Genomic DNA, 19,317 nt, shown 5'->3' with positions numbered 1-19,317 from the left:
AGATTTAACGAATGCTCTTCTTTATTCAATGTTCGTATCCTCATTCAGAATAAACAGGCGACTGATAAACAAGATTAATGGAGAATAACGAAGAACTAACATCTGAGGATCAAACATGCCATGGATAATCATAATCCCTAAGCAAGCCAGTACGATATCTTTTTGAATGGACACAAAATAACGCATCACTTTTGTCAATGCAAACAACATAAATACACTGACAATCAAGCCATCAATAACCAATAATTGAACAAAAGAGCTATCAATATAATTGTAATTACTAGTGAAATTTCCAAATATATCAAGAGTTGTAAAGGAAATTGGTTGCCCTAACCAAGATACACCAAAATTTTGAAAACCATTGACACTGAGACGCAAGCGATTATGCGTAAATTGATCGACTAAGTGAAATAAATTCCCAGATGAATAAAAACAAAAATACAAGATAATCACTAAAGCTAAAATAAAACCGTACTGCAGAAGTGTCTTTGTCCAGAAATTTCCAATGATAAACTCTTTTTTAAAAATTTTAACACTCAACAAAGCATAGGTTAGTATCAAGATACTTAAGTAAAATGGACTAGATGTCGAAGTTTGTTGGTACATATAAATCGTAGCCAAGAGTAAAGCCATCAATTCAATGTATGTAATTTTTTTACCTCGAAACATTAGATAACTACACAAGGCAAAAAACATTCTCTGGGAAGCAAATGAAACGTAGTTAAATCCCAAACTAAAGCGATAACCACCATCTGCATTCATAAACATATTGGCAATAATACCTTTTTGACTGGCATAAATTGTCAAACAAAGTACCAAGAATGTCGCTAAAGAAAAAGTTCCTAATAATTTTCTAAAATCAATATCTCTAGCAGAGAAAACAAGGAGTAGCACATTTATATCCAACATCCCATCGCGATTTTTTGCAACTATAAACATCGCAAGAAAAAATACCGTTACTGTTAATAATTGTTTCCAATGGAATCTAAAGTAATTTAGAGTATTCGACAAGTTCAGTAACTCTTTTATCAATAATGCGAAAATCGTAAGATAAAGTAATGATCGATAAAGCGATAAAAAGCCATCTAACCGAATAAAATAAGTGGTTGTGACTAATGAAGCGACAACAACCCATACAAACAAGGTACATAAATAAATTTTTTCTGAGATAAAACGATTGTTCGTCACAATAGTCATCCAAACCTTTCAATCATGATTATAAAGTCTTATTACTAGTATCCATAAAAACCTCTCACAACTAAATAGCGAATATCCCTATTTTATCAAGGTTTGCAGTTTTTTTAAAAAAATTACTGTCAGATACATTCTGAAATGTAATAACCGTCTAACGAGAGGGTGAAGCGGAGAAGTCGCTTTTTTTAGCAATGCAATCATCTCTTGATTTCTACACAGCACCTCAACATAGTGTCGTTTTTTAGAAAGAGACATCTTTTGATTTGATATGTTCTGTATATTACTCATCAAAATACGAGCCTTTATTTGATCAATAAATTGATCATCATGGATGTCCCAGCCTGTCATCAACTGATCAACTTTTTCTAGTTCTTCCAATTGATAGCTCATCCGATAGGGATTATACTGCCCCATCGCAGAATCTGTTCTACCCGAGACATAAACATAATAACAAGTTTTTGAAAAGGAAATTGTATGAACACATTCAAATACATTTAGATTGAATCGAACATCTTCTCCTAATTCATACTGCTCAAACATTATTCGATGCTCTTCCAAGAACTCTCTACGATAAATTTTATTCCAAACAGTATACATCATGTCTGATAAAAATAATCCCGTAAAGAGAGCAATGAACTGATTCCTATCTTTTTTTCCTTCAATAGGAAGAATTTTTGCTGATCTAGTCGTTTCTGATAAGTTCTTTTCAAGAGAGTTATAGTAGCTAAATACCAATAAATCCAATCCAGAATCCAACTGATTTTCCATATTGGAAAACAGGTTTCCTACTAGATAATCATCCGCGTCTACAAAACAAATAAACTCACCTTGAGCTTTTGCCAAACCAAAGTTTCGAGCCGCACTAACACCATGGTTTTCAATATGATAAACTGAGATATTTGAGTACTCACTAGCATAAGTATCGCAAATACTGCCACTACTATCAGTAGATCCATTGTCTATCACTATAATCTCCAAGTCATCATAATTTTGAGAAATAATACTTTTCAAACAACGGTCAATATATTTCTCAACGTTATAAACAGGAATAATAACAGAGTATTTCAAACTAGACTCCTACTTTTTCAATAAATGTTGTACTCTGAATGCACCTTGCAATAAACCCAACTTATACAAAATATATTTTGTTCGATGATTCAATTTAGACAACTCCGTAAACGTGAGTTTATTTTTCTTTAACTCGTTCTTTACGTCTTTCGTTAATTCGGGATACGACTTATACAAATTTGATTTATATAGACTAGCTAAACTATGCGTCATACCATCAACAAAAAACATCTTAGCAATTGCTAATTCATTAAAATCAAGTTTCAAACGAACATCATCCGAATAATATATCTCTTTAAAGAAGCTAATCATATTTTCTAATTTTTGCTCATTCCAAGATTTGGTAATCGCATCTGGATTATCAATTAAATAGTGATAATACTTTTGATTTGTCGCATAGACCTTATTAGCCGAAAGAAAAAGTTTGTAATTAGTACCAAGATCCTCATAGTATTTTCCACTAGGAAATAAGATGTTATTATCTATAAACAAAGATTTTCGATAGATTTTGTCATTAGCAAATCCTGTAATATAACTATGCTTAAGCATTTGCACAAATGCATCTTTACCTTCAAAGACTTGAGTTAAAACTGGATCCGAAACGATAAGATCATCTTCACCTTTCACAAACTCACGATTAAAGGAGATAATGTCATACTTATCTGATTCGATAACCTCAGCTAAATCACTAAATGTACTCGATTCAATCCAATCATCTGAATCAGGGAAATAAACATACTCTCCCTTAGCATTAGAAATACCTGTGTTACGAGCTTCAGAAAGTCCACCATTCTCCTTATGAATAACAGAAATAAAGTCATACGCTTTAACATAGTCATCACAAATTTGAGGAGAATGATCAGTACTTCCGTCATCTACAAGTAGGATGTCATAGTTCTTCCACCCTTGAATTAAAATACTCTCAATACAACGTTTTAAATATTTTTCGACATTATAAACTGGAATGACAACAGTTAAAAGTGGTTTCATATATTCTTTCCCTAATTTATTATGTTATCTTTTCATCTACTAAAAGTATACTTTGTTATTCTTGAGTCTTCGTCCAGGAATAAAATTAATAATTGGATAAACGATAGGTTTTATTCTATCTTTTAGTGATTTTCTTTCCATACTCTCTAATTACCTATGTTTTATAATTCAAATGTACTCTTTTCAGGTAGAAACTCATTAAATGTAGCAATGAATTCCTTCATTACCTTATCTTCATCCTGAATGTTAAAGCCATCATTAATACACATAATTTTGTATTTATTCGAAACTAAAAGTTTCCAGAAATCTGAATTGACATCATCCAAAGAAAATAATCCACCAATTTTTGAATCACCAATAGCATATTGGCCACTAGCGATTTGCCAATATTTAAAAAGCCAAATATTTGTATCTGCTGGATTCCTAAATCGACTAGCTGATGTTCTTTCTAGGATTTCCTTCTCTTTCTCCCACAAAAGATCAAATGTTGATTTTAACAGAGGATATGGAAGATGACTTTCCCAGAAGCCACAAATAAATTTGCTATTTTTATAAAGTAAAGATTTGATGACTTGCTTTAAGCCCTGTTTTGGAGAAAAAAACTTCCCATTTTTCAAGATTTCTTCTTTGCTGAAATAGCTTGTTATAATCTCCATATTATTAATTTGAAAGTTTCCTGTTCCAAATCGTTCAGGGATAATAGGAGATAAAGCAGTATTATACTTAGGTAGCCCTTCCTCAGAGAAAAAATCACTTGGTAAAACTGATGCCGTTAAATACATATCGTCGTTAAAACAAACAAAATGTTCAGACAAATTGGGGATTTTATGAATATTACATTCAATGGCATTTGATGAAAATACTGGTAGATAGTCATTGTTAATGATTTCTTTATGATCAATAACTTCTAATTTTTTATTATCTACATCTAACCAATCAGGTATTTGATTATCAGTTACTAAATAAACTTTATTCACCCAAGGTGCAAACTTTTCAACACCTCTGAACCAATATTTAAACGTCCCCCACTCACGGTACGCTTTATCGGAATTCATATTATTTTCAGATGTTGTAAAACTAGAGTCATATTTGCTCTTTTTAGCTCTCCAATCAGGATCGCTTCCATCAACCCAGGTTACAACAAAATCTATCGGAAAATTCATATCACTTCCTCTTTATTTTCTATTCATAAAATAATAAATCACTTCATTAGTATTTCTTATACAACTCCGAAAAATTCCGAATATAACTTTGTAATGAAAAGAGTTCTTTTTGACGTTTGACAGAGGCCTTGCCAAATTGTTCTCTCTTCTCAGCGTTCTCAGCTAATTCTTGAATAGCTTTAGACAATTCTGCGGTCTGATTTGGTGTGGCAAGAAGGCCATTTTCGCCCTCCTTGACCATCTCACAGACACCACCATGACGGTAACCGACTACAGGTTTACCACAAGCCATGGCTTCTAGTACGACTGTTGGTAGTGGATCTGGATTGGTACTTGGCAAGACAAAGATATCAAACATATTATAGAGCTCTGTCGTCTTGCTATAATAATCGATACGTTTGATTTGTCCAGCTACTGGTGAGTCTGCAATGGCCTTTTCCAACTCATCCACGCGCCACTCTTCACCTTCAAAAGCACTCCCTGCTAGAAAGGCTACTGCTTTTGGATTGGCCTGCAAGATTGGGGTGACGGCTTCTAGGAAGTCTTCTTGACCTTTCCAGGCATTCACTCGACCAACCATTCCGATCACCAAAGCATCCTGCGCAATTCCAAACTGGTCACGAACAGCGCTAGCATCCAACACCTGATAGACAGCATTGTCAACACCATTATAGATGACTTGAACCTGGTCATCTTTGACAAAACGCGACTGCTTGACGTGATTAGCAACAGCATTTGAAACTGTCACAATCGTATCCGCATAGCGCCCCATCAAAAAGTTGATGAAATCAGAGATTGCTTTTGGCTTGACGATAATCTCATGCACATGCCAAATCAAAGGTAATTTCAACTTACGTTTAAGATAAATCCCCTCAAGTACCGCAGTCGTATTATTGTGAATAAGAGTAATGCCATTCTCCTTAGCATACTGAGCAATTTGTTTGGAGTAACGGTTATAGGAGCCAAAGTACTCAAGAATCCCTTTTGGATTAAAATATTTCCGGCGCAAGATTGGGTAATCAATAACTTTAACCTTTGCACCGACCTCTTCTAAAGCACCCACTAAGACACCGTCGTTGGGTAAAATAACGTGTGCTTCAAAAGCATCTTTATCCAACCCCCTAATAAGCTCCAACAAAACCTTGTCAGCACCATACATTTCGGCACCAGCATGGAGATATAATATTTTCTGCATTTCTAACCTTTAAATACTTTCTCGTAGTCTGTGACAATCTTTTCCCAAGTGAACGCTTCTGCAATCCGTTGACTTGATTTTTGATTGAGATCTTCGATTGCTTGAGCATCTAATTGCTCAGCCTGATCAATGACATGGGCCAATTGATCTTTCTTCCAATATAGTGCTCCATCTTCACCGACTTCACGGTTAAAACCAACATCCAACAAGAGATTGAGCTTAGTAGACTCAAGAGCCTCAAGAAGGGATGGATTGGTACCACCTACTTCATGACCATGGAAGTAAGCAAAGGCATTCTCACGGATATATTTGAGCAATTCTTGGTCATAGACAGTCCCTACAAACTTCACTCGAGGATCTTTATCAAATCCTGTATCTTTACGCAACTGTTCATAGAACTTGTTTTGCTCTACGTTGGTAATCAGTACAAAATCTTTTTGTGAATTTGACTGCATAAAGCCACGAATCATAGCTTCATAGTTGTTTTCCGGCACAAAGCGACCTACGACAAGATAGTAGTTTCCTTCAGCAACTTGCTTATTCGCAAACCAAGTCCGTACTTTCTCGTCTTCTTTACTCAGGATCGACTTACTTGTATCTGTCCCATAGGCGATATAGGTGGTCTTAGGTTGATACTTAGCGTAATCCTTCTGAATATAGGCTTCGATATTCTTGCTATCACAGATCAAAAGATCAGCGTGTTTGACCATGAGTTGTTCAGAAAACTTCCAGTATTTACGAACCGGAAGACTCCACTTGGCCCGAAGCCACTCATGACCATCTGGGTTAACCATCAGAGTCCCTCCGATAGCCTTGATTTTCTTTTTAATCCTTGAAATAAAGGGACCAATCCGACAAGCCAAGACATAGAAGATCGGAGCCTGGTCTTTGTTTTCTTTTGCGATTTCAATGGCCTTGTTGAGGGCTGCAATATCATAAGCAATAGCACGCGCAGGACCGATATTAGGGACATCAATGTTGTAACAGATCGCGCCATTATGTTCGAAAGTATCTGCAGTGATTCCTGATTTGGCTGAATTCTCCCGCATACAAGCTACATAATACTGGATATTTTTATCTTGTTGGAATTCGGTCAACTTCTCAACAAAGGTCTCAAAACCACCATATTTTGCTGGAATACCTTTGGAACCAACGATATAAATTGATTGTGTCATTTTTCTCCTAACATGGAAAGGACGAAGTAGGTATTTTCCTACTTCGCTCCTTCTTTTTTAAGTACAACCTTCACGGTCTTGAGCAGGATCTGAATATCTCTCCAGATCGTCCAACCATCCATATACGCAACGTCGAGCTTGACCACTTCGTCAAAATCTGTAATCTCACTGCGTCCGCTCACTTGCCAAAGGCCTGTAATCCCTGGCTTGAAACTGAGTCGGCGTTTTTGAGCTGGCGTATAGTCTTGATATTCGTCTACCGTTGGAGGACGAGTCCCGACCAAACTCATATCACCGATCAGAACATTGTAAAATTGTGGCAATTCATCAAGACTGGTTTTCCGAATAAAGCGTCCAATTGGTGTTACCCGTGGATCGTTTTCCATCTTGAACATCCCACCTGTCATGGTGTTTTGCGCCATCAGATCTTTTTTAATCTCTTCGGCATCCACGCGCATGGAGCGGAATTTATAGAAGTTGAAATACCGACCATTCTTTCCGACCCGTTTTTGTACAAAGAAAGCAGGTCCGCCATCTTTACGGATCAGAGGGACTAAGACAATACTTACCAGTCCACAAATCAAGAGTCCAAAGAGAGCTCCTACAATGTCCAAGAGACGTTTAGCAAAGACGTGACTCGGTTTGTAGAAATTGGTTGAGAAAGTGACGACACTTAATCCCCCGACTTCTCGAACCCGTTTATTGCCTAAGGAAGCGAAGTTAAAGGCATTGAGATTGACCGATACATCGATCCCCATACTCTCAAACTCCGAGACGAAGTCACTAATATTGTAGTCCTCACTTGGCAGATTGATAAACACTTCATCCACCACTTCCTTGGTCACAAAGTTCATCATTTGATCCGGCTGCACCACCCTTACGCCTGAGTGAGTAAAATCTGTATCGTCCATGACGGTGACACCGATTAGTTCCCCATGATAGAGGTTAGGCGAATGCAGAATATCAAATACCTTTTCCATCCGACTGGTCGCTGTAATCAGGAAAATCTTTCTCGAACTTTTCCGCCGCGGTGAAACAGACTTCCGGTATCGCTTGAGCAAGAGATCCATGATATAGACGGAAAACGTATTGAAAAGAAAGAAGTAAATCATCCCCCGACGAGAGATGGAAAAGACCCCATCGAGCATAAAAGAGGTAAAGGTGATCCCAACAGCGAAAAATACATTGTATTTCAAGACCTGAAAGAGCTCATCCAGATAGCCTCTGCTGTAAAAACGATAGGAGACATTGCTAATGTAGAAGGCTACAAAATGCAAGAGATAGAGAATGGCAATTGTCTGTGACGTGTATTCTGCATCCTTAAAAAGACTCACAATGTAAGCCGAAAATAGGACAGCCAAACTTTGAAAGAGAACAATATTTAGTTTTTCCAGTTCGATTCTTTCTTCTCCCATTTTCCCTCAATCCTATTCTTTACTTTTTCCCATACTCTCCGTAAGATCCATATCCACCGTATGAACCATACTCAGCAGCTTTAATGTTAAATTTATTGAGCACTACTCCTAAGAAAGGTGTGCCTGTTTGTTCTAATTGGTCCTTGGCCTTTTGGACAGCCTTGCGTCCATTGGCACCAGATTCTGTGATCAAGACAGTTCCATCACAGCGTTGGGCGATAATGGCCGCATCGATCACGACCCCAATTGGAGGCGTATCGACAATGATGTAGTCAAAATGCTCACGGAGTGCATCCATCATCACAGTGAAGTTCTTGCTTTGCAAGAGACCTGTTGGGTTTGGCGCGACCTGTCCAGACTCGATGATATCCAAGTTTGGAAAATCAGTCGCATACAAGATTTGGTCCAATTGGCTACGACCGGATAAGAAGTCGGTCAAGCCTTGGATCTTATCCCGGCTACGGAAAATCCCTGTCATGACAGAGTTCCGGATGTCACAGTCGACCAAGAGGGTCTTGTAACCCGCACGCGCAAAGGCAACGGCCAAGTTGGTTGAAGTGGTTGATTTCCCTTCATTTTCTTGAACAGATGAGATAGCGATGACTTTTAAGTCCACCCCACTCAATTGGATATTCGTCGCAAGGGCATTGAAGTACTCTTCTGCCTTCCGAATTTCTTGTAATTTATTTTTTGAAATTTCTAACGTATTCATGCGATCCCCAGTCTACAGTTTCTTAATATCTGGCACAATACCAAGCAAGGTTAAGCCCATCAACTCTTCGATATCTTCTGGTCTCTTGACACGATCGTCCAAGACTTCTACTACGACCATGAGAACCACCATCAAACCAGCTCCAGCAATAAAGCCAAGAAGGACATTGCGTCGGATATTTGGTGAAGAAGGTGATTGAGGCACTTCTGCTTCATCCAAGGTCGTAACATCTGACACCTTGGTCACAGCAATGATCTTTTCAGCTGCTACATTCCGAAGGCCATTGGCAATACGAGCCGCTTCTTTTGGATCTCCGTCCTTAGCCGTGATCGAAAGGATACGAGTATCTGTCGGAACGGATACACTGATCTTTTTCGACAACTCAGCTGGTGTCATATCGAGTTTCAATTCTTCGATGGCTTGACTCAAGACATTCTGAGAAAGAATGATCTCACGGTAGTCCTTAACCAAGTAAGAACCCGCCTGCAAATCAGAGTTTGTCAAGGCATTGTTGTCTTGGTTTTGACGACTGACCACGTAGATCCGGCTAGTACTTTGGTATTCTTTCTTGGCTAAAAAGGCACTGTAGCCAAATGCTGCAATGGCAAAGACAAGAGCGACCAAAACGATCGAAAACTTGCGTTTCCATAGGGTCTTCAGCATAGCGAAAACATCAATTTCCACTGCTTGATTTTCTTGATTGTTCATTTCCTAATTACTCCTTCATGTGGATCTCTCCACCTGTTTCCTGGTTAGATTAATTCATCCGCTAACAAGAGTTCTTGATTGCTGACAAAGAGAGCTTGTGCTCGTTGTTCTCCGTATTCTTCCTTGATCAAGCGATAGGCTTCTGCCATATAAGGCGGTCGTTTATCCACATTGTGCATATCACTGGCAACAAAGTGCACTAAGTCTTTTTCTAAGAAGTACCGAGCTCGTTTTTTGAGTTGTTTTTGCTCATCCCCAAAGAGGCGAGGCTTGAGAACACTGGAACTATTGATCTGCATGTAGCAGCCCATGTCAATCATCTCTTGCACGCGCTCCTCATTTTTCTCCAAGCACTTGTAGCGCTCGATATGGGCCACCACCGGTGTCACACCTAGATGGAGCAAACGGTCCAAGGCCGTATGAATCTCCTTGTAAGGTGTTCCCATGCTGAATTCAATCAGAGCAAAGCGCGTATCTGCCAAACGTGGAATGATCTTTTCTTCCAGTTTTTTCAAGACATCATTAGTAAAGTAGATCTCTGCCCCATAATGAATCGTTAAATCTGGCGCGACCTCTGCCGCAATTTTTTTCACTTCTTGAAAATTTTCAGAAATCTTTTCTTCAGGGGTTTCAAACATCCCCTTGCGACGATGAGAAGTGGAGATAATAGTCCGTACCCCTTGGCGATAGCTTTCTTCCAATAAGGCACGTGTATCTTCTCTTGTCTTTGGTCCATCATCCACATCAAAGACGATGTGCGAGTGGATATCAATCATTTTTCTTTTCCTTCCATTACTTTTTGAATGGTTTCCTTAGCCTTGGTCAAGCTGGCTTGATCCAACTCCATGACATAGAGATTGTAACCAGGCATAGCATAAGACGGCAAGTCATTTCGTCCTTGACCGGTGATCGCTTGAGAAGTCACCTCATAAGAACCACCCGTTTCTAACTGGGTATTGATCAAGTTCATCATAGTCGGCAACTGCATATTGGTTTGGACAGAATCTTGGAGGTTTCCGATAATCTCATTGTAGTTGCTTAAGACCTTGGTAGAGGTCAACTTTTTGATAATGGCCGCGATGACTTTTTCTTGGTTTTTCCCACGGTCATTGTCGCCACCTTGGAGAGAGTAGCGTTCTCGAACAAAACCGAGGGCTTGCTCTGAATTCAAATGAACCTTTCCAACTGGAAAATGGAACTTGCCATGAAGGCTCGTGAATTCTTGGTCATTTTCCACATCGATTCCCCCAAGAAGGTCAATCAACTTAAGGAAGGAGGTGAAATTGAGACGAACGTAGTAGTTGAGCTTGATATCATAGAGATTCTCAAGGGTATGGATGGAAGCATCCACTCCGTAGATCCCCGCGTGGGTCAACTTATCATTTTGGTTGTTACCACCATCTGCAATCGGTACATAGGCATCCCGTGGAGTCGTTGTCAATAGGACTTGCTTGGTCTTCCGATTGACGGTCATAATGATATTGACATCTGAACGAGAAACCGAGGTTACCGGACCATAGGTATCGATCCCGCTGACATAGATGTTAAAGACATCCGCATTGGCAGACACCTTGCTCGTCGCTGCCACTTCTTTTCGGATCTTGTAGGAATAGATTTTCTTCAACTTCTTCGCATAGTCCGCATCTTCAGCGGCAATGGTATCCTCAAAGGTACTGTTGAGGACCATAGCAGAAGCATTTCCTTCTTGCAGGCTCTTATAGGCATCTAGATAAGTCGGTGCATCCACTACAGAAATTTCCTGACCCTTGGTCTTTTTGATGTTGTCCAAGAGGGCAGTGAGATTAGCTTCGTTATTGTTGCCCTTTGGTGCTACCACTTCCTTGATTTCTTTGATATCTTTGATGTCACTGTCTTTCTTGACATAGACAGCCATCTCAAACTCTGTATAGTTAGAGTGGCCATTGACATTACTGGTCAGATTCAGCAACTGTTGACTAGCAAACAAAACTCCTGAACTAGTCAATAAGCCGACAAGAAGCAGGACCAAAGTTGTCTTTTTAGCCTGATTTTTGATCACAAACCAAGCTGATAAGAGCAAGAGAAGAGCTAGTAGTGCAATCACGAGAACATTGACATAACGAAAAGCCAAGATGTTATTGGCCAACATGGTATAGGTCGCCCAACTTGCGGTCATAAGCAAAAAAATAAGCAATACGGAATTAATGATTCGTAATTGCCCCCACTTATGTTCTGAACGACGACTCCGTCTCCTTTGTGACATAAATACCTCCAATTAGTCCTAATCATATTTATTGTAACATATTTTTAGCAAAAAATGCATTAATTATCACTTTTTTGTCCATTATGTACATTTAAAAAGTAAGCGTTTTCTGAAACAGGCGAAATCCCTTGTATACTTATGCAGAGAACCTAAAAAAACCGGGTGGAAAACCCGGTTTTTTTGAAGATCCTACAAAAGATCATCTCGTTTGACCTGCTCAAAACTTTCTTTACCGTCATTGAGCTTGTCCCAGATGACGACTTTTCCTTCTTTGAGGGATTTTTGAACATCAATGATCCGCTGGTTAGAAGAGCCACGGAACTGCAACATGAGGTTGCGTTTGCTCTTATCATAGCGGCCATCGACCAGAATATCAATCAGCGAGAGAAGCTCTAGTTTGTCTGGTGTCTCCAGCATCATTTCTTCCCAGGTGTAGCCGGTCCAAGACCAAATATCTTTGTCGGGCAACTCTTTTCTCACGCGCTTGACCAAGGGCAGAAGGATGCCAGTGTTAAGAAAAGGTTCCCCCCCAAGCAGGGTCAAGCCCTGGACATAAGGTTGGGCCAGATCTGCCATGATCTGTTCTTCTAACTCTTTGGTGTAGGGAATACCTGCATTGAAAGACCAGGTCGCTACATTGTAACAGCCCTCACAGTGAAACATGCAACCCGCCACATAAAGGGAGTTGCGCACCCCTTCGCCATCGACAAAGTTAAAAGCCTTGTAATCGATGATGCGTCCTTGACTCAGTTCTTCACTCTTCCATTCACCTGGTTTAGGTGTATTCCATGTCATCCTTCTACTCCACTTCTATCCAATAACGCTCCGTTCCATTTCGAACATCTTCAAATTGACCGCCATTAGCTAAGATAACCGCTCGGCTGGCCGGATTTTCCGTGCTACAAGTCACCAGAGCACGATGGATGTTCTTTTCTTTAGCAACTTGCAGACCTTGACGGAGAGCTTCCTTGGCATACCCCTTGCCTCTTTCAGAGGGACGGATGGAATAGCCAATATGGCCTCCTTCTTCCAATAAGAAGTCATTGAGACGCAATCGAAGGTTGAGGAATCCAACTGCTTTACCATCTTTTGCAAAAGCAACTAACTGAATATCAGGCACCCACCCTTCAGGCAAATTAATCCCCATTTCATGATTCTGATTACTTTCCAACCACTCTTCATAAACAAAATTCTCAGCATCCCAAAAGCCGCCGTCGTGGGCCGACTGGCTCTGTTCAAACTCTGCCATCATCTCTAAAACTGTTTCTTTATCTGCTAATCTTGGTCTGCGTAGTTCCATATTCCCCTCCCCGCTATAAGAAAAGCGAGAGCGAACTCTCACTTTTTCTTATTCTTATTTAAAAATTGTTCTCTCAGGCTGGCTACTCGGTCTTTTTTATTGATTCCACCCTTTGAATGCTTCTCGTGGAATCGTTGAACCTGAGCCTTGCCCTTATCATCTAATTGGTATTTTCCCATAATATCCTTTTCTAATCTGTCACTTGGTGACCAGCTGATTTGATAGTGGATCCATTCATGTGTTTGACCCGTGCAGCGATTTCCTTATGACGGCCATTGACCATCGGACGAGCTTGCGGGTTTCCGAGATAACCACAGGTCCGTTTGACCACATCAACCGTCTTAGGATCGCTATTGCCACAGTTTGGACAAGCAAATCCGCGCTCAGTCGGCGTGAAATCTCCTTCAAAATCACACTTGTAACAACGGTCAATCGGCGTATTGGTTCCGAGATAACCAACCCGGTCATAAGCATAATCCCAAACTGCTTCAAGGGCTTTTGGATTTTGTTGGAGCACAGGGTATTCACAATAGTGGATAAAGCCACCAGACGCCCCAGCTTCAGGATAAACTTTTTCAAAATCCAACTTTTCAAATGGCGTTGGGTTCTTACGAACATCGTAGTGGAAACTATTGGTGTAGTATTCCTTGTCTGTGATATCCGGAACCTTACCAAATTTCTCCGTATCTAGGCGACAGAAGCGGTCTGTCAAGCTTTCTGACGGTGTCGAATAGATGGAGAAGTGGTAATCATACTGGTCAGACCATTCTTCCACGCGCGCTTTCATATCCTTGATGATATCGATCGTGAATTGTTTGGCTTCTGGATTGTGTTCCCAATTTGGACCATAAAAGACGGTTGCGACTTCATAGAGTCCGATATAGCCAAGAGAAACGGTCGCTCTGCGATGACGGAAGAGCTGATCTACCTGGTCATACTTGCCCAAGCGTTTCCCGAAAGCCCCATATTGGTAGAGAATCGGCGCATTGGCTGGTGTCGCTTCTTTGGTACGTTCCACGCGGTAAACCAAGGCATCTTCAGCAATGTTCATCCGTTCATTAAAGATTTGCCAGAACTTCTCCTTGTCTCCGCCTGATTCCAAGGCAATCCGAGGCAAATTGACTGTCACAACCCCAAGATTCATCCGGCCAGAATTGACTTCTACGCCATTCTCATCCTTCCAACCTTGAAGGAAAGAACGACATCCCATCGGCACCTTGAAAGAGCCTGTCAACTCGACAATCTTGTCATAAGACAAAACGTCTGGGTACATGCGCTTCGTTGCACATTCCAAGGCCAATTGTTTGATATCATAGTTAGGAGTTCCAGGTTCTAGGTTGAGCCCCCGCTTGAGGGTAAAGATCAGCTTTGGAAAGATAGCGGTCCGATGTTCCGATCCAAGTCCCTTGATTCTAATTTCCAAAATCGCCTTTTGGATTTCCCGCTCGAAGCGATTGGTTCCAAGACCAAAGCCAAGCGAAGTAAAGGGAGTTTGTCCGTTCGAGGTAAAGAGCGTATTGATCTCATATTCCAGCGATTGCATGGCATCATAGATATCTTTTTGAGTCTTGCTCCAAGCATAGTCCTCTTGCTTTTCAGGAAGCACCCACTCTTTGGCATCTGCCAAGTGTTTTTGGTAGTTCTTTTCTGCATAAGGGGCCAAGACTTCATCGATCCGGTCAGCTGAACAGCCCCCGTACTGACTAGAGGCTACATTGGCAATAATCTGCGAGATTTGAGCCGTTGCAGTTTGGATGGATTTAGGACTTTCTACTTCTGCATTCCCAATCTTAAAGCCATTTCTGAGCATGCCTTCAAAATCGATCAAACAGCAGTTGGTCATCGGTGTATAAGGGCTATAGTCCAAATCATGGTAGTGAATATCCCCTTTTTGATGGGCATTGGCTACGTGTTTAGGCAACATTTTGAGCCCAATAGACTTACCAACAATCCCCGCCGTCAAGTCCCTTTGCGTATTAAAGACATCGCTGTCCTTATTGGCATTTTCATTGACAACGGCTTGGTCCTTGTTGAGGAGTTTTCCAATCGTAAAGTTGATATCCGTCGCTTTTGAGCGCTCAAAATCCCGCTGCGTCCGATAAGTAATGTAGCTCTCAGCAATCGCATATTCATTGGCTTGAAGCAATTCATGTTCGACAACATTTTGGATCTCATAGATCTTCACGCCATTTGGAAAACGTTCCAAAATCTCTGCGATCACACGATCGACAATGGCTTCTAGTTTGGCTTCCATCACGGGAGTGAGAGAAGTCACTTCTTCTGTCGCCTTCAACAAGGCTTTATAAATTTTTTCAACATCGAATGGAACACGACGGCCATCTCGTTTTTCAACAAAAATATCCGGGGCCATTCTCAGTTTTTCTTCTCTCAAGGTGATCATACCAAACATGCCTCTCTTCATTTATTTACATACAAGTTGTATTATACCACTCCAAAAATAAAAATCAATATCTTGTGGAAAATTTTATAAAAAACTTTCTAAAGCACAAGATATTGATTTTCTTAAGAGCGTTGATAGAGTTTGAAATGACGGTATTTCTTCTCAACGAGACGATAATTTTCTTTGAGCAAGTCCTTCATTTTGGAGGTCAATTCTACCTGATTGTTGACCACAATATACTTGGGTTCAGACCGATCGATTTGTTGGATCACATTGGTCCGATTTTCATTAATTCCCAGATAAGACGTTGGGGTCAATAAGGCAGAAGCTGCCAAACGATCGCTTTCTTGATAGAGAGTAGCTGTCGTATCCCAAGCATAGATGGTATCTTTCGACTTGGTGTGATGTTTAATGTAGCTGGCAATAGCGCTCCGTTCACTCGATTGACCAGACTGAAGCACGACATCTTGAACCACTGGATTCGCCAACAGATAGACAAGGGCTACTAGCGGTAAGAAAACTTGGCTCGTAAAGTAAGCGGCCCAAACTTCCTTGTTTTTCTTCTTCCGACCACGACGTTCGATCCCATCGTTTTCTTCCCCATCTCGTGAGAACCAGATCGCAAACAAAGGAAGAACAAATGGCAACATCGGTAACAATTGGTAAGCGCCTTGTTCAGGAAGACCAATCGACACAATGAGGACCACCAAGCTACCTGCCCATCCCATAAAGCGGAAGATCCGGCGAGCACTGCTATTTTGCTTCGTAAAAGACATCAAAAAGGCAGAGACTAGGCCAAAGGCCAGCGCCAACAGTCCATAATAAATGGCATTACTGAAGGTCTGTCCATTGCTAAAATTCAAGGCATTAAAGACATAGGTTACTTGGTTAATGGCATAGCCAAAAGTCTGATTCAAAACGGTGATATAGCCAATTGGATAAAAGACGAGTGAAAAACCAAGGAGAGCTGCTAGCAGTTGATAAAAGCCACGCGCCCATCTCTTCTGCTTGATGTTAAAGGCTGTTAATCCAAGGAAGGCCAACAAATAAAACAAGGCACTGGTCATCGGATCAATCAAGAAAGCCACAGCTGCAATCGCACCATAAAGGATAAAGCCTTCATCCTTACGATGCCCAATCAAATAAGCCAAAATGAAATTCATGCTGGCAAATAGGATTGGAAGACTAAAGAGAGTCACATAAGTTCCTCCAAAACCAAGGCCTAGCACCAAGAAATAAAAGAGTAACTGGACATTCTTCGCTGTATCTTTATCAGACACCAGCAAGCGCACAACCCGATAGAGATAGGTACCCGCAAAGAAGAGGGCAATCGCTTGGAGGATCATCAAGATCCAATGTCCACCAGCTAAACTTCCCAACCAGTTGATTGCATAATAGAGCAGACCATTGGTTCCGTAAAAATCACCAAACGGTACTTGCCCCTTGGTCATTGCCCAGCCAGCATACAAGTTTTGCGATTGTTGATTGGTTGCAAAACGGGTTAAAAATGGCACCCCGACATGCAGCAAACTAATCAAGAGACTCAACACAAAAGGAATCGCTAGGGGGACTGGACGCTTAGCTTGACGACGGATCGGCTCAACTGCCACATCTGCTTCTAGCTCTTCCGTATTCTCTTCTACCTTCGATGCTTCCGCTTTTGTCGCTTCAACTCCCGCCTTACGCGAACGACGACTCATCCGACTGAGCGGTTGCTCAGCTTCTTGTTCCAATTCTTGTGTAGGTTCTGCTATTGCTTCTGGCTTGGCATCACTAATTTCCTCTGATGCCTCCATTGCAACCGGCTCCTCCAAGACTTCTGCCTGCTGGCTATGAGTCGGCTCTTCTTCACGAAAGACTGATTTATCTAGCACTTCGCGAATTTCACGTGTATCCTGAAAACTATCTCCCACGTGAATCCCTAATTTTTTCGAAGTCATTTCTTGCTCTTTTTCGCTCATTCTTTTTCCTTTTTCTAGATCTTTGCTCTTTCCTTTTAGAAAAAAGCCCATTATCTTCTCTAGTATACCAAATTCTGCTGACCCTGTCAGCCTCTTATCACATAGTCCTATGGAAAAAGAGTCAGGCATCTCGATTCCTGACTCTGATTTTCGTTTTTATACATTTACAACATCGGTGCGAACAATTGCATAATTTCCTTGATTAAGCTTTGGTGCCATGTAAAGCGGAAGGTATCCTCTGTAATTTCTTGAGACACTTCAAAGATATGGTCAAAGTCCTCCCGAATCTTTTTCAAGGCAGGCGTCCGATACATCCAGACAGCATTTTCATAGTGATGGACCAAACTGCGGTAATCAAAGTTAATCGACCCTACAACCGCCATTTCGTCATCTGCCAGAACTTGCTTACTGTGGACAAAACCAGGTGTGTACTCATAGATTTTCACACCAGCGTCCATCAGATCCAAGTATGCCCCACGGGTTACGATTTGGATCAATTTTTTATCCGGAATATACGGGGTCACGATGCGAACATCCACCCCACGAAGGGCTGCATTGCGGATATCCTCTGTCAAATCATAATCGATGATCAAGTAAGGAGTCGTGATATAGACGTAATCCGTCGCTTGGTTGATCATATTTTGATAAACCGTCTTTCCAACCTGCGACTTGTAAATCGGCTTTGGTCCACTCCCATAGGGAATGTAGAGCCCTTCTCCTTCGACCGCCTTGTTTTCAATATGGTAGCGGTCAAAATCCTCGATTTCCCCACGGTTGATGTACCAGTTCATGAGGAAGAGTCGCGTTAAGGCCTTAACAGCTCGTCCATCTAAACGAATGGCACTGTCCTTCCAGTGACCAAACCGCTCAATGTGGTTGATGTACTCGTCTGCCAAATTGACCCCACCCGTATAGCCGATCTGACCATCAATGACCAAGATCTTACGGTGGTCTCGGTTGTTATAAGCCACTGTTAGACGGGGGATCACCTTGTTAAACTTATGGGCATCAATCCCCATCTTTCGCAATCGTTTGGTATAGTTCCCAGCCAAGGTTGCCATACAGCCGATATCGTCATAAAGGAGTTTGACTTCAACCCCCTCTTTCACTTTCTGCTCTAAAATCTCTAGGATACTGTTCCACATCAAGCCCTCGTCAATGATGTAAAACTCGATGAAGATAAATTTTTTCGCTGCTCGCAGATCCTCTAGTAGTTGCGCATACATCTCCTCCCCTAGAGGGTAAAAGGTCGATGCCGTCCCATTGTAGAGATCCGCATTGTGGTCCATGGATAAAATCGACTTGACCAAGCCATAAACCGCCTTGCTTTCTTGCTTGAGCTCCTTACGCAACTGATGACTATTGTCCTCTCGAAACTTCATGGACTCCATATTTTTCAGCTGGATCATTTCCTTTTTGGACAAACGTCGCTCTCCAAACATGAGGTATAAAAGCGATCCAAAGACAGGAATGACGGCAATCAAGAGCCAGGTCACCTTATTTTCAGGCGGGGTATTTCGATTAACAATAGCCAAGATTGTCGACACATATAAGAGCCCAATGACTGCAACAGATAGCCAATGAGGGAACCATCTATTGAGCCAGAAGAAGGCCGCAAAGGATGCCCATAGTTCAAAGCCCATAAACAAAATACTAAATCCATATTTGGACATTAATAGACGTAATTTTCGAAAGGTCACAACATCCTCCTTTTTCTTTCTACTAGTATACCAATTCTTTTTACCCGATGCAACGACCAACCAAACTCCTTCTTGACAAACAAAAAGAGAGTG

Annotated in this window: 17 protein-coding genes; all 17 read right to left on the bottom strand. The window is 41.1% G+C overall.

Features of this window, described 5'->3' with window-relative positions:
• Positions 1-21 precede the first annotated feature (21 nt).
• The 17 genes from O3646_RS10095 to cls all read right to left on the bottom strand — a co-directional run bounded on the left by O3646_RS10095 (position 22) and on the right by cls (position 19,224).
• On the bottom strand, positions 22-1,188 hold the full coding sequence (locus tag O3646_RS10095; RefSeq protein ID WP_371610832.1) for a polymerase: 1,167 nt from the start codon (positions 1,186-1,188) through the stop codon (positions 22-24).
• 87 nt (positions 1,189-1,275) lie between these two features.
• Complete coding sequence (locus tag O3646_RS10090) at positions 1,276-2,262, bottom strand: glycosyltransferase family 2 protein (protein ID WP_371610831.1); 987 nt, start codon at positions 2,260-2,262, stop codon at positions 1,276-1,278.
• A gap of 9 nt (positions 2,263-2,271) precedes the next feature.
• A complete protein-coding gene (locus tag O3646_RS10085) occupies positions 2,272-3,252 on the bottom strand; it encodes a glycosyltransferase (RefSeq protein ID WP_155168243.1) in 981 nt (326 codons plus the stop codon).
• A 161-nt stretch (positions 3,253-3,413) separates the two neighbouring features.
• A complete protein-coding gene (locus tag O3646_RS10080) occupies positions 3,414-4,415 on the bottom strand; it encodes a Stealth CR1 domain-containing protein (RefSeq protein ID WP_155168241.1) in 1,002 nt (333 codons plus the stop codon).
• A gap of 46 nt (positions 4,416-4,461) precedes the next feature.
• Positions 4,462-5,610 (bottom strand): glycosyltransferase family 4 protein, encoded by a 1,149-nt coding sequence (locus O3646_RS10075; protein WP_155168239.1) that lies wholly within the window; start codon positions 5,608-5,610, stop codon positions 4,462-4,464.
• 2 nt (positions 5,611-5,612) lie between these two features.
• Complete coding sequence (cps2T, locus tag O3646_RS10070; protein WP_155168237.1) at positions 5,613-6,785, bottom strand: beta 1-4 rhamnosyltransferase Cps2T; 1,173 nt, start codon at positions 6,783-6,785, stop codon at positions 5,613-5,615.
• Between the two features lie 38 nt (positions 6,786-6,823).
• Complete coding sequence (locus tag O3646_RS10065) at positions 6,824-8,200, bottom strand: sugar transferase (protein ID WP_155168235.1); 1,377 nt, start codon at positions 8,198-8,200, stop codon at positions 6,824-6,826.
• A gap of 19 nt (positions 8,201-8,219) precedes the next feature.
• Positions 8,220-8,912: a tyrosine-protein kinase gene (locus O3646_RS10060; RefSeq protein ID WP_021154082.1), complete on the bottom strand. Its 693-nt coding sequence runs from the start codon at positions 8,910-8,912 to the stop codon at positions 8,220-8,222.
• Positions 8,913-8,924: 12 nt separating this feature from the next.
• On the bottom strand, positions 8,925-9,620 hold the full coding sequence (locus O3646_RS10055) for a Wzz/FepE/Etk N-terminal domain-containing protein (RefSeq protein ID WP_003009081.1): 696 nt from the start codon (positions 9,618-9,620) through the stop codon (positions 8,925-8,927).
• 44 nt (positions 9,621-9,664) lie between these two features.
• A complete protein-coding gene (gene cps4B, locus O3646_RS10050) occupies positions 9,665-10,396 on the bottom strand; it encodes a capsular polysaccharide biosynthesis protein Cps4B (RefSeq protein ID WP_031574381.1) in 732 nt (243 codons plus the stop codon).
• Complete coding sequence (locus tag O3646_RS10045) at positions 10,393-11,862, bottom strand: LCP family protein (RefSeq protein WP_371610830.1); 1,470 nt, start codon at positions 11,860-11,862, stop codon at positions 10,393-10,395. The genes cps4B and O3646_RS10045 overlap by 4 nt, the downstream gene beginning before the upstream one ends.
• Positions 11,863-12,051: 189 nt before the next feature.
• The gene (gene nrdG, locus O3646_RS10040) at positions 12,052-12,657 is read right to left on the bottom strand and encodes an anaerobic ribonucleoside-triphosphate reductase activating protein (protein WP_003009087.1); all 606 of its coding nucleotides are present in this window, start codon (positions 12,655-12,657) and stop codon (positions 12,052-12,054) included.
• Between the two features lie 4 nt (positions 12,658-12,661).
• Complete coding sequence (locus tag O3646_RS10035) at positions 12,662-13,162, bottom strand: GNAT family N-acetyltransferase (protein WP_254728658.1); 501 nt, start codon at positions 13,160-13,162, stop codon at positions 12,662-12,664.
• A gap of 38 nt (positions 13,163-13,200) precedes the next feature.
• Entirely contained in the window at positions 13,201-13,341 is a 141-nt protein-coding gene (locus O3646_RS10030) for a hypothetical protein (RefSeq protein ID WP_003002079.1), read from the bottom strand.
• A gap of 11 nt (positions 13,342-13,352) precedes the next feature.
• The gene (gene nrdD / locus O3646_RS10025; RefSeq protein WP_118096244.1) at positions 13,353-15,563 is read right to left on the bottom strand and encodes an anaerobic ribonucleoside-triphosphate reductase; all 2,211 of its coding nucleotides are present in this window, start codon (positions 15,561-15,563) and stop codon (positions 13,353-13,355) included.
• 122 nt (positions 15,564-15,685) lie between these two features.
• Entirely contained in the window at positions 15,686-17,524 is a 1,839-nt protein-coding gene (locus O3646_RS10020) for an MFS transporter (protein WP_371610829.1), read from the bottom strand.
• Between the two features lie 164 nt (positions 17,525-17,688).
• The gene (cls, locus tag O3646_RS10015; protein ID WP_371610838.1) at positions 17,689-19,224 is read right to left on the bottom strand and encodes a cardiolipin synthase; all 1,536 of its coding nucleotides are present in this window, start codon (positions 19,222-19,224) and stop codon (positions 17,689-17,691) included.
• Between the last annotated feature and the right edge of the window lie 93 nt (positions 19,225-19,317).

The sequence above is a fragment of the Streptococcus sp. 27098_8_148 genome, assembly GCF_041432105.1.
In the GTDB taxonomy this organism is placed as follows: Bacteria; Bacillota; Bacilli; order Lactobacillales; family Streptococcaceae; genus Streptococcus; species Streptococcus parasanguinis_AE.
This window is presented reverse-complemented; position numbering and strand designations above follow the sequence as displayed.